This window comes from Mesorhizobium sp. M8A.F.Ca.ET.207.01.1.1 (assembly GCF_004794715.1).
GTDB lineage: Bacteria > Pseudomonadota > Alphaproteobacteria > Rhizobiales > Rhizobiaceae > Mesorhizobium.
This window is the reverse complement of record NZ_SRUS01000001.1, coordinates 262605-274731: the sequence shown is the minus strand read 5'-3', so window position 1 is coordinate 274731 and position 12127 is coordinate 262605. Positions and strand designations below refer to the sequence as shown.

The 12127-nt window shown below is 61.8% G+C and carries 13 protein-coding genes and 2 pseudogenes; 4 read left to right on the top strand and 11 right to left on the bottom strand.

The genetic code is table 11. From position 1 onward, the window contains the following. Position 1: 1 nt before the first annotated feature. Both pgsA and uvrC read right to left on the bottom strand, forming a co-directional pair. Positions 2-598: a CDP-diacylglycerol--glycerol-3-phosphate 3-phosphatidyltransferase gene (pgsA, locus tag EN850_RS01300; protein WP_010915213.1), complete on the bottom strand. Its 597-nt coding sequence runs from the start codon at positions 596-598 to the stop codon at positions 2-4. Between the two features lie 97 nt (positions 599-695). Further along, the gene (gene uvrC / locus EN850_RS01295) at positions 696-2780 is read right to left on the bottom strand and encodes an excinuclease ABC subunit UvrC (RefSeq protein WP_136090436.1); all 2085 of its coding nucleotides are present in this window, start codon (positions 2778-2780) and stop codon (positions 696-698) included. A gap of 429 nt (positions 2781-3209) precedes the next feature. Between uvrC and EN850_RS01290 the strand changes: the two genes are divergently transcribed. Together EN850_RS01290 and EN850_RS37000 are read left to right on the top strand one after the other, a co-directional pair. After that, positions 3210-3581 carry a hypothetical protein gene (locus EN850_RS01290; RefSeq protein WP_246689123.1) on the top strand — a complete coding sequence of 124 codons (372 nt, stop codon included), beginning with the start codon at positions 3210-3212 and terminating at the stop codon, positions 3579-3581. Then, the gene (locus tag EN850_RS37000) at positions 3578-3721 is read left to right on the top strand and encodes a hypothetical protein (RefSeq protein ID WP_246689122.1); all 144 of its coding nucleotides are present in this window, start codon (positions 3578-3580) and stop codon (positions 3719-3721) included. Before EN850_RS01290 ends, EN850_RS37000 begins: the two co-directional genes overlap by 4 nt. 363 nt (positions 3722-4084) lie before the next feature. Here EN850_RS37000 and EN850_RS01285 read toward each other — a convergent pair whose 3' ends face one another. After that, positions 4085-4849 (bottom strand): SDR family oxidoreductase, encoded by a 765-nt coding sequence (locus EN850_RS01285; RefSeq protein ID WP_135863803.1) that lies wholly within the window; start codon positions 4847-4849, stop codon positions 4085-4087. A gap of 412 nt (positions 4850-5261) precedes the next feature. Between EN850_RS01285 and EN850_RS01280 the strand changes: the two genes are divergently transcribed. Beyond that, positions 5262-5918: an outer membrane protein gene (locus tag EN850_RS01280; RefSeq protein WP_127280635.1), complete on the top strand. Its 657-nt coding sequence runs from the start codon at positions 5262-5264 to the stop codon at positions 5916-5918. A gap of 65 nt (positions 5919-5983) precedes the next feature. Here EN850_RS01280 and EN850_RS01275 read toward each other — a convergent pair whose 3' ends face one another. Next, positions 5984-6580, bottom strand: a complete 597-nt coding sequence (locus EN850_RS01275; protein ID WP_127871450.1) for a glutathione S-transferase — start codon at positions 6578-6580, stop codon at positions 5984-5986. 433 nt (positions 6581-7013) lie between these two features. Next, the gene (locus EN850_RS01270; RefSeq protein WP_189343621.1) at positions 7014-7424 is read right to left on the bottom strand and encodes a hypothetical protein; all 411 of its coding nucleotides are present in this window, start codon (positions 7422-7424) and stop codon (positions 7014-7016) included. Positions 7425-8063: 639 nt separating this feature from the next. On the opposite strand from EN850_RS01270, the gene EN850_RS01265 reads away from it, so the two are divergent. After that, positions 8064-8372: a transcriptional regulator gene (locus EN850_RS01265; RefSeq protein ID WP_127280633.1), complete on the top strand. Its 309-nt coding sequence runs from the start codon at positions 8064-8066 to the stop codon at positions 8370-8372. On the opposite strand, the pseudogene EN850_RS01260 reads toward EN850_RS01265, so the two are convergent. From EN850_RS01260 to EN850_RS01235, 6 genes and pseudogenes are all read right to left on the bottom strand, one after another. Then, positions 8338-8742 (bottom strand): annotated as a pseudogene (locus EN850_RS01260) (LysE family transporter); the annotation flags it as partial. The gene EN850_RS01265 and the pseudogene EN850_RS01260 sit on opposite strands and share 35 nt — an antisense overlap. Positions 8743-8902: 160 nt before the next feature. After that, positions 8903-9302, bottom strand: a pseudogene (locus EN850_RS01255) (EamA family transporter); the annotation flags it as partial. 34 nt (positions 9303-9336) lie between these two features. Continuing rightward, on the bottom strand, positions 9337-9789 hold the full coding sequence (locus EN850_RS01250; protein ID WP_127871448.1) for a hypothetical protein: 453 nt from the start codon (positions 9787-9789) through the stop codon (positions 9337-9339). Positions 9790-9974: 185 nt separating this feature from the next. Further along, positions 9975-10841, bottom strand: a complete 867-nt coding sequence (locus EN850_RS01245) for a 23S rRNA (adenine(2030)-N(6))-methyltransferase RlmJ (protein WP_127279838.1) — start codon at positions 10839-10841, stop codon at positions 9975-9977. Continuing rightward, positions 10838-11446, bottom strand: coding sequence for a hypothetical protein (locus tag EN850_RS01240; RefSeq protein ID WP_127279837.1), 609 nt, complete (start codon positions 11444-11446; stop codon positions 10838-10840). The genes EN850_RS01245 and EN850_RS01240 overlap by 4 nt, the downstream gene beginning before the upstream one ends. A 19-nt stretch (positions 11447-11465) precedes the next feature. Then, positions 11466-12092 (bottom strand): TetR/AcrR family transcriptional regulator, encoded by a 627-nt coding sequence (locus EN850_RS01235; RefSeq protein ID WP_245511626.1) that lies wholly within the window; start codon positions 12090-12092, stop codon positions 11466-11468. Positions 12093-12127: the final 35 nt, after the last annotated feature.

Sequence of the window (12127 nt, the reverse complement as noted above, 5' to 3'; positions counted from 1 at the left end):
CTCACTCGTCCATGATGTGCTTGAGGCCGGCGCGGAAATAGTCGTAGCCGGTGTAGAGCGTCACGAGGGCCGCGATCCACAGCAGCACCAGGCCGGTCTGCGTGGTCAGCGGAAAGATCTTGTCACCGGCCGGTCCCGCCAGGAGGAAGGCGATGGCGACCATCTGGATGGTGGTCTTCCACTTGGCAAGCTGCGTCACTGGCACCGAGACCTTGAGTGCCGCCAGATATTCGCGCAGGCCCGAGACCAGGATTTCGCGACACAGGATGATGATCGCCGCCCACAGCGACCAGCCGGCGATCCCGGCGTGACGGTCGGTGTCAGCCGCAAGCAGCAAGAGGCACGTGGCGACCAGCAGCTTGTCGGCGATCGGATCGAGCATCTTGCCGATGTTGGAGGTCTGCTGCCAGGCACGCGCAAAATAGCCGTCGAAATAATCGGTGACGGACGCCAGCAGGAAAATGACCAGCGCCGACCAGCGAGCGAAGTCGCTCGATTTCAGATGGCCCTCCAGAAAAAAGCACAGCACGACCAGCGGCACCGCGATGATGCGGGCGTAGGTCAACATGTTAGGCAGGTTAAACGCGCGCTGGGCCATGTCTGGTGGACTCTTTCTGCCTGCGTACTCAAATCAGAAGCGGATGTAGGGGGTCAACAGGCCAGATTCGACTGGCCAGATGAAAGTGGCGATTTTTTCAACTCTCGTGGAAGTGATTGTAGACCAGTTTCGCCACCTGTTCGGAGATGCCGTCGACCTTCCTCAGATCCTCCACCGCGGCCCGGCTGACCGCCTTGGCGGTGCCGAAATGCAAGAGAAGCGCGCGCTTGCGGCCGGGACCGATGCCGACGATTTCGTCGAGCGGGCTCTTGACCATTTCCTTCTTGCGGCGGGCCCGGTGCGAACCGATGGCGAAACGGTGGACCTCGTCGCGCAGGCGTTGGACGAAATAGAGCACGGGATCGCGCACGGGCAGCGAAAACGAGTCTCTGCCCTTGACGAAGAAGCGCTCGCGGCCTGCATCGCGGTCCTGCCCCTTGGCGATGCCGATGGCGACGACGCGGTCCTCGATGCCGAGATCGGAAAGGATCTTGCGCACCGCCGTCATCTGGCCCTGGCCACCGTCGATCAGGATGACGTCGGGCCAGGCAGGGAAGCTTCCGGAGATATCGTCTTCGATATCGTCGCCCGCCTCGACTGCCGCTGCCTCGCCCGCCGCGACATCGTCGGCCGGGACAACATCGCCATGCTCCTTGAGCAGTCGCGAAAAACGCCGCTCCATCACTTCGCGCATCATGCCGAAATCGTCGCCCGGCGTGATCTCCGTCGAGCGTATGTTGAATTTCCGGTACTGGTTCTTCACAAAGCCTTCCGGCCCCGCGACGACCATGGCGCCGACGGCGTTGGTGCCCATGATGTGCGAGTTGTCGTAGACCTCGATGCGCACCGGCGGCTTTGCCAGGCCGAAGGTCTCGGCGAAACCGGCAAGCAGCCGCGCTTGCGTCGAGGTCTCGGCCAGCCGGCGACCAAGCGCCTCACGCGCATTCTGCAAGGCGTTGTCGGTCAGGTCCTTTTTCTCGCCGCGCTGCGGCACCGAGATCGTCACCTTGCGGCCGGCGCGGGTCGAGAGCGCCTCGGCCAGCAGTTCCTGGTCCTCGACGGTCTGCGACAAGAGGATGGCACGCGGTGTCGGCTTGTCGTCATAGAACTGCGCCAGGAACGAGCCCAGCACTTCCGATCCCTCCAGCGCCGGATCGGCCTTTGGGAAATAGGCGCGGTTGCCCCAGTTCTGGCCGGTGCGGAAGAAGAACACCTGGATGCAGACCTGGCCGCCTTCCTGGTGGATGGCGAACACATCGGCCTCGTCGACGGTCGCCGGGTTGATGCCCTGATGGCTCTGCACGTGCGACAAGGCCGCCAGCCGGTCGCGATAGATGGCGGCGCGCTCGAAATCGAGGTCTTGCGAAGCCTGCTGCATGGCGGCCGAAATCTCGGTCTTCACCTTCTGGCTGCGGCCGGACAAAAAATCCTTCGCTTCGTCGACCAGCTCGGCATAACCCTCATGCGAGATTTCGCCGGTGCACGGACCGGCGCAGCGCTTGATCTGGTAGAGCAGGCATGGCCGCGTGCGGTTCTCGTAGAAGGAATTGGTGCAGCTTCTGAGCAGGAAGGCGCGCTGCAGCGAATTGATGGTGCGGCCGACGGCGCCGGCCGAGGCAAAGGGGCCGAAATAGTCGCCCTTGCGCGACCGCGCGCCGCGATGCTTGTAGATGCCGGGCGAGACATGGTCGCCGGTCAAAAGGATATACGGAAACGACTTGTCGTCCCGCATCAGCACATTGAATCGCGGCCGCAAACGCTTGATGAGATTGGCCTCGAGCAGCAGCGCCTCGATCTCGGTGCGGGTGACGACGAACTCCATCGTCGACGTCTCGCGCACCATGCGGCCGATGCGGTTGGTGTGGAACCTGCCTTGCGCGTAGTTGGTGACACGCTTCTTCAGGCTGCGCGCCTTGCCGACATAAAGCACGTCGCCGGCGGCGTTCATCATCCGGTAGACGCCGGGCGCATTGGGCAGCCGCTTGACCAGCGTCTGGATCACCTCGGCACCCACCATGCCTTCGGCATCGCCGGCATGCGGCGTCCAGTCGATTGCCGTGAACGCCACATCCGGGCCGACCGGTTCGACGATCTCCTCGATCGCCTCATCCTCGAGGTCGATTTCAGGAGGCAAATCATCGGCGCCGCCACGCGGCTTGCTCTTGTGGTCTAAGGGACTCATTCCTTCATGCCTGTCACATCCGGCGCCCAATAGGACACGCCCGAACTACTCGCCGTTTCAAATCTTTACAGCGACCGAACCGGTTTCTCCGGGACTAATTCCTGGGCTTTCCTTCACGGGTTTATCACAGCCTCCCTTCCGGGACACCGCCGCCAGATCGTCATGCGTGACCTGGGCATATTTCACCGTGGTGTCAATGCTGGAGTGGCGGGACAGTCCTTGGAACGACTGTAGGTTGCCTCTCCCGGCGACAGCAGCATTGACCCGATACCGCAAATTAATGACCGAGTTCAACCACCTCCGACGAACCGAGCGGTTGGCCAGCGCTCCTCCCCTAGGTCCAACTATCCAGGCATGGGGCAGCCGACTACGATGCCCAAGTGATAGATACTTCAACTTACTCACGAGGGAAATGTTATGCGAAAGTTCATGACGCTCATCGCGGTCACGTCGGTAGCTCTTTCGTCTGCGATGGCTGCCTATGCCCAGACAGAGAATCCCCTCCCAAAGGCCAGCGATGTCCTGGTCAAATATGGAGACGTCCAAGGCTGGACAGTTTACACCAATCAAACCCGCGGCGATTGCTTGCTCGTCCACTCGGACGGCCCAAGTTCGGTTCAAATGGGTGTTACCGCGAATCGGGAGGTCGGGTATCTTGGCGTGTTCACGACGGTGGATATCGGCCTCCAGAACGGGAAGCAGTCGGATATCTTCGTTTCTATCGACGGCCATCTCTACAAGGGAGTGGCCACCACCACGAACGGAATACTCAAGGGCGATATTCTGGCGGCTACATCTTGACCGACGACCCGAAATTCAAGCGTGACGTGGCGAAGAGATATAAAATGATCGTGTTTCCTGAGACCAAGGGAGCCTTTGTCGTCGATCTGAAGGGGACTTACAAAGCAATGGCAATGGCGCGCAAGTGCCTCAAGCATTGACCGCCGGCCCAGCAATGTTCCACCCATCTCGGCCATTGGCTGCTACTGGCTGACTGGACTTTTGAAGCCGGAACCAGCGTATGACGCCTGAGAGCCGGATGTTGACGCGTCCGGTTCAGGGGCAGTCGGGCGTGGGGACACCTGTGACCCCTTCCGTCCAACCGCATATTACGCGGCACCGTGCTTGGGCAAGTGCCGACATTGGCGGCATGCCGGAGCCGCTCAGCGCTGCAGGTCGGAAGTGCTGCCGAACAGCCCCGGGGAGCGCCATCGTCAGAGACTTTTTCCAGAAGCCACAATCGTCGGGACAGCCCGGTTGTGCTTTTAGCCGATCAAATTAGACCCCAACAAGGATTTCGACTGCTATTCCGCCATGCCTGTCACATCGGGCGTCTGCCATGCAAGATGCTGGCCGCCATCGAGCGCGATCATCTGGCCGGTGACCGAGCGCGTCTCCCACAGATAGCGGATGGTGGCGCCGAATTCCGGCAATTCCGGGCCGCGCTTCAGAATCAGGCCGGCGACCTGCGCGTCAAAATCCGAATCGTCCTGGCGCGCGTTCTTCAGCGTCGGGCCCGGCCCGATCGCATTGACGCGGATGCGGGGCCCGAGCGCCTGTGCCAACATCTGCGTCTGGGTCCACAATGCCGATTTCGACAACGCATAGGAAAAATAGCGCGGCGTCGGCCGCCAGACGCGCTGGTCGATGATGTTAACGATCAGCCCCTCCCGCCCCTCCGGCAAGGAACGGGCGAAGGTCTGCGCCAACAGCGCCGGCGTCTTCACATGAATGGCGAAGTGGCGGTCCCAGGCGTGCCAGTCGAAATCTTCCACTGAATCGTCGACGAAGAGCGAAGCATTGTTGACCAGCAGCGAGATCGGGCCCAGCGCGGCTTCCGCCTGGCCGACGAGCTCGCTGACGGCGTCCATGTCGGTCAGATCAGCCGCAACCACGGCGGCGCGGCCGCCCGACCGGTTAATCCCCTCGGCCAGCGCATCCGCCTCATCGTGCGAGCGGTTGGAGTGGATGGCGACCGCAAAACCATGGCTGGCGAGGTCCTCGACGATCGCCTTGCCGATCCGTTTCGCTCCACCGGTCACCAGCGCCACGGCAGTGGCTTTGCTCATCTGTTGTCAATCCTCAATTTCGGCCCGAAAACGCGACGCCGGCGAAATATGGCCCGGCATGCGTTAAATGGTGTTCGCACCTGGGGCAGCATTGTGGCGAAGTGCCCGTTCGGCATGCCGAGCCCTCTTGGACTCGGAACCGCCGAACAGCAATATAGGACGCTGGACTCCTTGCACCAAGCGGTGTGCAGCGCAGCATAAACTGGCTGCTGACATTTCGCTGTTGCGAAGATGCAACGTCAAGGTTCTGCCTCATTCGTGCCGGGGAATGACCCAAGTTCAGGTTCGGTTCAGCCGCATTTTGACACGACATTTGGAACCGACGAACGCCAGACCCGTTTCACCCCCCGGACGGGTTGATGGCGATCGTGAGAAACAAGCCTGTGTCCTGTGGCTTAAGGAGTAAAGAACAATGCAAGCCAATCTCAAATTCGCACGGCCGCTGGCTGTCGCAATCGGGCTCTTCGCCCTCGGTGGTACCGCTTATGCAGCGGACGTCGTTCAGGAAGAGCCGCCGGCACCCGCTCCGGTTGCCGAACTTCCGGTCGCTTCGTGGGCCGGCCCTTATGCCGGTATCAACCTCGGCTACGGCTTCAGCGGCAAGACCAAGGAAAAGGATCTTGGGTTCTCGACCGACACCAAGGGTTTCGACGGCAGTGTCTTCGGCGGCTACCAATGGCAGCAGGAGAACTTCGTGTACGGCGGTGAAGCCGAACTCGGCTACAACGGCGTCAAGGGTGACGACAATGGTATCCACTCCAAGGGTGGCTTCGAAGGTTCGCTGCGTGCCCGTCTGGGCTATGCTGTGACCCCGGAAATCCTGCTCTACGGCACCGGCGGTCTCGCCGGCAGAAGCCTGAAAGTGGAAGACTCCGACCTCCTCGCCAGCGACACCGCTACGATGATCGGCTGGACCGCCGGCGTCGGCACCGACATCAAGCTGACCGACAACGTGTTCGGCCGCGTCGAGTATCGCTACACCGACTTCGGCTCGAAGAGCTTCGACGGTATCGGCAAGGTCAAGGCGACGGACAACCGCGTCACCTTCGGCCTCGGTATGAAGTTCTAAGTCCATCCAAGCCACGACACGAAAAAGCCGGGCCTCGCGCCCGGCTTTTTTATTGCGGGTCGTTTTTAGGCGGGAACCGCCGACTTCAGCTCCGGGAATTTTTCGTCGAAGCGTGCGGCCCAGCGGGTCAACCGGCCGCGGCCCTTTTCCCATTTCCCGGCGAAGCGCAAAGAGAGATAGCCAAGGCAGGCACGCAACGCCATCTGACCGGCCGTGATCTTCTTCGGCAGTTTTGGCGGATTGGCATTGAGCAAATCGAGTGCGGCGGTGATCTTCGCCCACTGGCGGTCAAGCCAGGGTTGATAAACCATTTCGTCGGGCCGGGTGCGGCGCTCATAGACCATCGACAGCGCGCAATCGCAGATACCGTCGGCCAGCGCCTCCAGCACTTCCGCTTCCAGACGCTTGTCGGGATTGCGTGGAAACAACGCGTTCTTCGAAATCCGGTTGAGGTGCTGGGTGATGGCTCGGCTGTCGTGAACAGAACGGCCATCATCGAGCACCAGCACCGGGATCTTGCCGAGCGGATTGGCGCCGATCAGTTCGGCCGGCCTGTCCTCGGTCTTGACCGGCACCTCATCGATGGCGATCCCGGCATAGGCCGCGGCCATCCTTACCTTGGAGCTGTAGGGAGAGGTGGACGCGTAGAGCAGCTTCGGCATGATCGGTTTCCTGTTTGCGGACATCCAGTGTCGACCGCAGGGCTGTTGCGATCAATTGCCAGAGTGCAAAAAAACAGCAGCCAGAAACCGGCCGCGGTTTCCGTCCTGGCATCACCACAAGCCTGAAAGCAGCAGCCTGGAAAGCATCAGCAGGCACGACGGCAAGCCGCTGGAATTCGAACCTGCATTCACACTTCACAGGCGCCCATACTTCAGAGGCGCCAGAAGCCGTGCCGTGACCTTCGCCAACCACGGCAGGAGCGAAAGAGTGGGGCGAGCGAGGCAGCCAACCGGCGCCTCGCTTTGCTTGCCCCTCGGCCCGTTACCGACGCTCAGCCCCGAAGGCTGAACCCGCTGCCGAATATGCTCCGACACAGAACGTCAGAGCGTCCTTGCCGTGTCCCGAAGGACACGTGACGCCCCAACGCTCCGTCTACTTCTTGGCCGGAGCCTTCGCTTTCGCAGGCGCTGCCTTTGCCTTCGGGGCGGCGGCTTTCTTCACCGCCGGCTTGGTTGCGGCTGCTGCTGCTTTCATGGCTGGCCTTGCCGCGGCCTTCGCGGCGGGCTTCGCCGCAGCCTTGGCGGGTGCTGCCTTCTTGGCTGCGGGCTTTGCCGCCGCCTTCGCCGCGGGCTTTGCAGCCGCTTTCGCCGCGGGCTTTGCCGCCGCCTTGGCCGCTGGCTTCTTCGCCGGTGCCGCCTTCGCTGCCGGCTTTGCCGCTGCCTTGGCGGGCGCTGCCTTCTTCACTGCCGGCTTCGCAGCAGCCTTGGCGGGCGCCGGCTTCTTGGCCGGTGCTGCTTTCGCTGCGGGCTTTGCCGCCGCCTTCGCAGGCGCTGCTTTCTTCACTGCCGTAGCGGCCTTCGCCGCGACTGCTTTTGCGGGTGCCTTCTTTGCCGGTGTCTTGGATGCCGGCGCTTTAGATGACTGCTTAGCCATGTCATGCCCCTTCACGTTATGCCGATGGCCGTGAATGACCCCGGCGCGCAATGCATATCTGACTCGCGTCTCGCTAGCCAGCGAAGCAATGGTATGATTTTCTCACCTTAAATTTTGGTTGCGATCGCCACACAATCACACTCATCACCGGAAAAATCCGCGGTTGATCTTCCGACATCGCCAGCAATTCGACATCGGCATTCGCGATGCGAGCTCGCCATCAAGCTCCGAAGATTAGCGAGCAACTTCACGCACGATCTTTGGTCGTGAAGATCATGACTTGCCGTTTCATCGAGGCGATCATCTTTTGCAAGAGAGCGGTCCGTGCGGATCACGAGCGCGATGCGACGCCCGATCTGAAGATCACCTTGTCAAGCATGTTTCGAGCAGCAGCTTTCTGATTGACAGAATACTCTGTATAACAGAGTATTCTGTCACGGAGTCCGATCGCGCCTTCGATTTCGGTCATACAAAGGCAAGTGACACCCGCTGGCAGGATTGCCGAGTCACACGGCGACAGGCCAAGGCTTTGCCGCATTGGAGCCATAGATGAGCGCCGACGACATTATCCACCAGAGTACGCGTCTCAGGATCATGGCCGTCCTGAACACGCTGGAAAGGCGCGAGGCCTTGGAGTTCACCCAGTTGAAAGCCATGATCGAAGCCACCGACGGCAATCTCGGGGCACATCTCGACACACTGGCCAGGGCTGGCTATGTCGACATTGAAAAACTTTTTGTCGGGCGTCGGCCGCAGACACGGGTCAGCGCCACGACGGCAGGACGGCGGGCCTTTCGCGGTCACATCGCCTTTCTTCGCAAGATCATCGATCAGGCCGAGGCACAACGCAGGAAATAGCCCAGCGACGAAGCGAACATCGGCACGTGGCGACGACCGCGACGCCGGCGCCGATCATCACCCCGCCTGCCGCGCGGTTCACCCGTCGCACGATCCTGGGTGTTCGCAGCAGACTACGAGCGCGGCCGGCGAGAACGACGTGCCCGCCGACCACCACAATTTCGACAGCCAGGATCACCGCGATCAGGATGCCGAGATGCGCTGATGCGAGCGAGGTTCCGACGACGTTCGGCAGCAGCGCCACATAGAACAACGGCATTTTCGGATTGCCGAGATTGTGAGCGACACCCGTGGCGAAGATCGACAGCAGCCCCCCGCCCGAGACAGGTTTCAGCTCCGGCACCACCGGCGCGGCGGTCCAGAGCCTGATGGTGGCAAGGTCCATGGAGGCTCCCGAAAGTGACTTGTTGCTCTCGGGTTTCCGGCCTAGCCGAACCGGCCGTTGCCGGCATCAGAATAATCAGGATCGTCTCGACAATTGTCGATGGCAGCGGCATCGCAGCGTTTGTCGGCGAGCGTGAGCGTCGTCATCACGGCTGAAAGCCGAGACAAATGGCGCCGAGCGCGACGACGGCGCAGGCGCCGACCCGCCGGGGCGTCAGCGTCTCGCCGAGAAACAGCCGACCGATGAAGGCCGCGAAGACGACGCTGGTCTCGCGGATCGCGGTGATCGGACCGGCAGGACCGAGTGCGAAGGCCGCCACCACGACGCCATAGGCCAAAAGCGCGAACAGGCCGCCGCCCAGCGCCTTCCGTTTCCAGTGCCCGAGCATCGACGGCGAGCCTGCCGCGAAGAGCTACGAAGGTCGACGGCAGCAACAGGCCATAGGCCAGCAGGACCCAGGCGGTGTAGGCGCCGACATTGCCCGCCGCACGAACGCCAATCGCGTCGACCATCGCATAGGCGGCGATAATCGCCCCCGTTGCCAGGCGCGAAAAAGGATCGGAAAAGGAAGAAACGCGTTCAGCGCAAGACGCGGCAACGGCCGTTATAGACCATCCATCGATCGAAGCCCGAGACGCAGAACTCGACATTGTCGCCGATCGAGGCAAAGCCCTGGCCTTCCTCGATCAGATAGAAGATCGACCGATCCCGGCCATCCGACAGGCTGACGGTTGCCCGGCAATAGTGACGGCCGATCGGCCATTCCTCGCTCGCTTGCTCGTAGCGGTGCTGGCGAATGTCGCGAAAATCGGTGATAGCGACGTCGGGCAGATGCGGCACGTGATGCACCTGATAAGAGAACCGATCCGTGATCTTGCTCAGCACCCATGATTCGCCGCAGACGCTGCCATCGTCTTCAGTATAGACGGCGAGGTCAGCCGCCTTGACCGCCTGGGTGATCCCGAGAGGCGCGGCAAGCGGCGTGCAGAGCGAAATCAGGGCAGCAAGTGCGGATTTGGCGAAGCGAGTCATGGCAGCCTCTCAAGGTCGATTGCACGCACTGTGCGGATTCGCTTGACGGCGGTCAAGCGGTTGCCGAAACAATGGTTTCCAGAAACCGGTGCCGGACAGTTGCTGCAAGCAGCAATGCACTGGCGGCGGCGAAGTTCCCCAGAAGGCGGATCGTGCGGTCGTAACGAGCGCGGCGGTCGAAGGCGCTATCCCGGCGGCGGGACCTGCTCGCCGGCCAGCCATTCCATCGACCAGTGCGCCGGTTTTGCCAGCGCAAGCAATCTGTGCAACGCCGGCAATACGGTTCTCAACTCACCTTCCAGCGTGAAGGGCGGATTGACCACCACCATGCCGGTGCCATCGAGGCTGGGTTCCGACGAGGCCGGCCTGATCTCGAATTCTATGTCGAGGATTTTCGGGATGCCGGATTGCTTCAGCGCTTTCCTGAAGGCGATCACCGCCCTACGGTCCTTGATCGGATACCAGAGCGCGTAGATGCCGCTGGGCCAGCGCTTGTGCGCCTTCACCAGCCCGTCGACGAGGCGGCCGAACTCACCCTCTTCCTCGAAGGGCGGATCGATGAGCACCAGGCCGCGCTTTTCCTTCGGCGGCAGGTGCGCTCCGAGTGCAAGCCAGCCGTCAATCTCCATCACCCTTGTCTGGAAATCGCCGGCGAACTCCGTCTTCAGCTTCGCGGCGTCTTTCGGGTGCAGTTCGATCGCCGACAACCGGTCCTGCTTGCGCAGGAGATTGCGCGCGAGCAACGGCGAGCCTGGATATTTCTTCACGCCGCCCTCGGGATTGAGTGAGCGCACCGCCGCCAGATAGGGCGCCAGCAGCGCCGCCGCCTTCGCGTCGAACGAGGTATCGATCAGCCTGCCGATGCCGCCCTGCCACTCACCGGTCTTTTGCGCTTCGAGTGACGACAGGTCGTAGCGGCCAATGCCGGCATGGGTGTCAACGACACGAAACGCCTTGTCCTTCTGCTTCAGATATTCGAGCAGGCGCGTCAGCACGACATGCTTGACGACATCGGCAAAATTGCCGGCGTGGTAGGCGTGGCGGTAGTTCACGTGGGACCCCTGCCCCAGCGTGGAGGCGGCTGCGAGTTCGGATTTTCCGGTCGTCCGCCACCGGAACGCAAGGACAGCAGGAAGCCGATCAAGCCGACCGCCATCAGCGAGAAGCCTATCGGCCGCGAGCGGCCGTCGATTTCCCCGACGCCGGAGCGCAAGACAAGGTCGACCGCTCGCATCGGTATGTCGTCGGCGTCGCCCGGGCCGACGGTGAAGACGTAGGCGCCAGGGTTGACAGTGGCAATCAGGCCAGCTTCGTCGCGAAAGATCTTGTCGGGCAGTTGCGGGCTGGCCTGGCGCGGATTGTCCACGTGGTTGAACTGCAGCGTCGAGGCAAGCACCGTGCGGCCATTGGTGGCCGCGGTCAGCGTCAACACCGTGCGCTGCTGCGAAACGATGCGTTCGGCCCTTGCCGTCAGGTCCACCAGCACCCGCACCGGCGCATCTCGACCTTTGAGCGATACGGTCAACGGCCTGAACCGGCCTTGCTCATAGACCCGCCAGGTGCCGATTTCGCGACCGGAGAAATTCGTCATCGCCCAGGGGTAGATGAGACCGATGCCGGTGCCGGCCAACAGGATCAGGACAAACAGAAAGCGCATTCAGGCGGTCACCTTGCAATCAAACCTTGCCGGACGGCTGGCTTGCATTCGCACCGTCGCGCAGGCGCTCCATTTCGTCCAGCACCATGTCGAGGCCGAGTTCGAATGTCTTGTCGAATTCGGCGGCACCAAAAAAGCGCCCGGCTGCCATGACATTTGGATAGTCCCTGGCCAATTGCTCGTCGCTGACCGTGTTCACCGCAGACGGGCCTCTGGAATAGCCCGCATTCTCGTCCAGCACCGCGCCCATCAGATAGTATCCGACGGTGCGGAACAGCCGCGCGCTGAGTTCAGTGTCGAAGCCGCCGTCCTTGAACAAGCCGATAATGCCGTTCAACCAGGCAAGGCAAGTCGGCGAGTTCATCCGATAGGTAACGATGAAACTGGAATAGGCGGGATGGTCGCGGCCGATGCGGCGAAAATCCTCAATGGCGATGCGCATTCTTTGCCGCCAGGGAAGGCTGGCGTCGGGGATTTCGAGCGCACCGATCAGCCGGTCGACCAGCGCTTCGTGCAGATGCGCCACTGAGGGAAAGTGATGGTAGATGCTCATCGCCTCGCAGCCGAGCGCAGCGGCGAGCTTGCGCATCGAAAAGCCGGAAAGCCCCTCCCTCTCGATCACCTCGAAAGCCGCGTCCTCGATCATTTCGCGGGACAGACGCCCGCGTGCTCTCTTTTTCT

Excerpts from the sequence above, each read along its gene's own strand:
- EN850_RS01235 (WP_245511626.1), bottom strand. The coding sequence starts at position 12,092 with ATGATCGAGGACGCGGCTTTCGAGGTGATCGAGAGGGAGGGGCTTTCC.
- EN850_RS01280 (WP_127280635.1), top strand. The coding sequence starts at position 5,262 with ATGCAAGCCAATCTCAAATTCGCACGGCCGCTGGCTGTCGCAATCGGG.
- EN850_RS01275 (WP_127871450.1), bottom strand. The coding sequence starts at position 6,580 with ATGCCGAAGCTGCTCTACGCGTCCACCTCTCCCTACAGCTCCAAGGTA.
- EN850_RS01250 (WP_127871448.1), bottom strand. The coding sequence starts at position 9,789 with ATGACTCGCTTCGCCAAATCCGCACTTGCTGCCCTGATTTCGCTCTGC.
- EN850_RS01240 (WP_127279837.1), bottom strand. The coding sequence starts at position 11,446 with ATGCGCTTTCTGTTTGTCCTGATCCTGTTGGCCGGCACCGGCATCGGT.
- EN850_RS01290 (WP_246689123.1), top strand. The coding sequence starts at position 3,210 with ATGACGCTCATCGCGGTCACGTCGGTAGCTCTTTCGTCTGCGATGGCT.
- EN850_RS01285 (WP_135863803.1), bottom strand. The coding sequence starts at position 4,849 with ATGAGCAAAGCCACTGCCGTGGCGCTGGTGACCGGTGGAGCGAAACGG.
- EN850_RS01265 (WP_127280633.1), top strand. The coding sequence starts at position 8,064 with ATGAGCGCCGACGACATTATCCACCAGAGTACGCGTCTCAGGATCATG.
- uvrC (WP_136090436.1), bottom strand. The coding sequence starts at position 2,780 with ATGAGTCCCTTAGACCACAAGAGCAAGCCGCGTGGCGGCGCCGATGAT.
- pgsA (WP_010915213.1), bottom strand. The coding sequence starts at position 598 with ATGGCCCAGCGCGCGTTTAACCTGCCTAACATGTTGACCTACGCCCGC.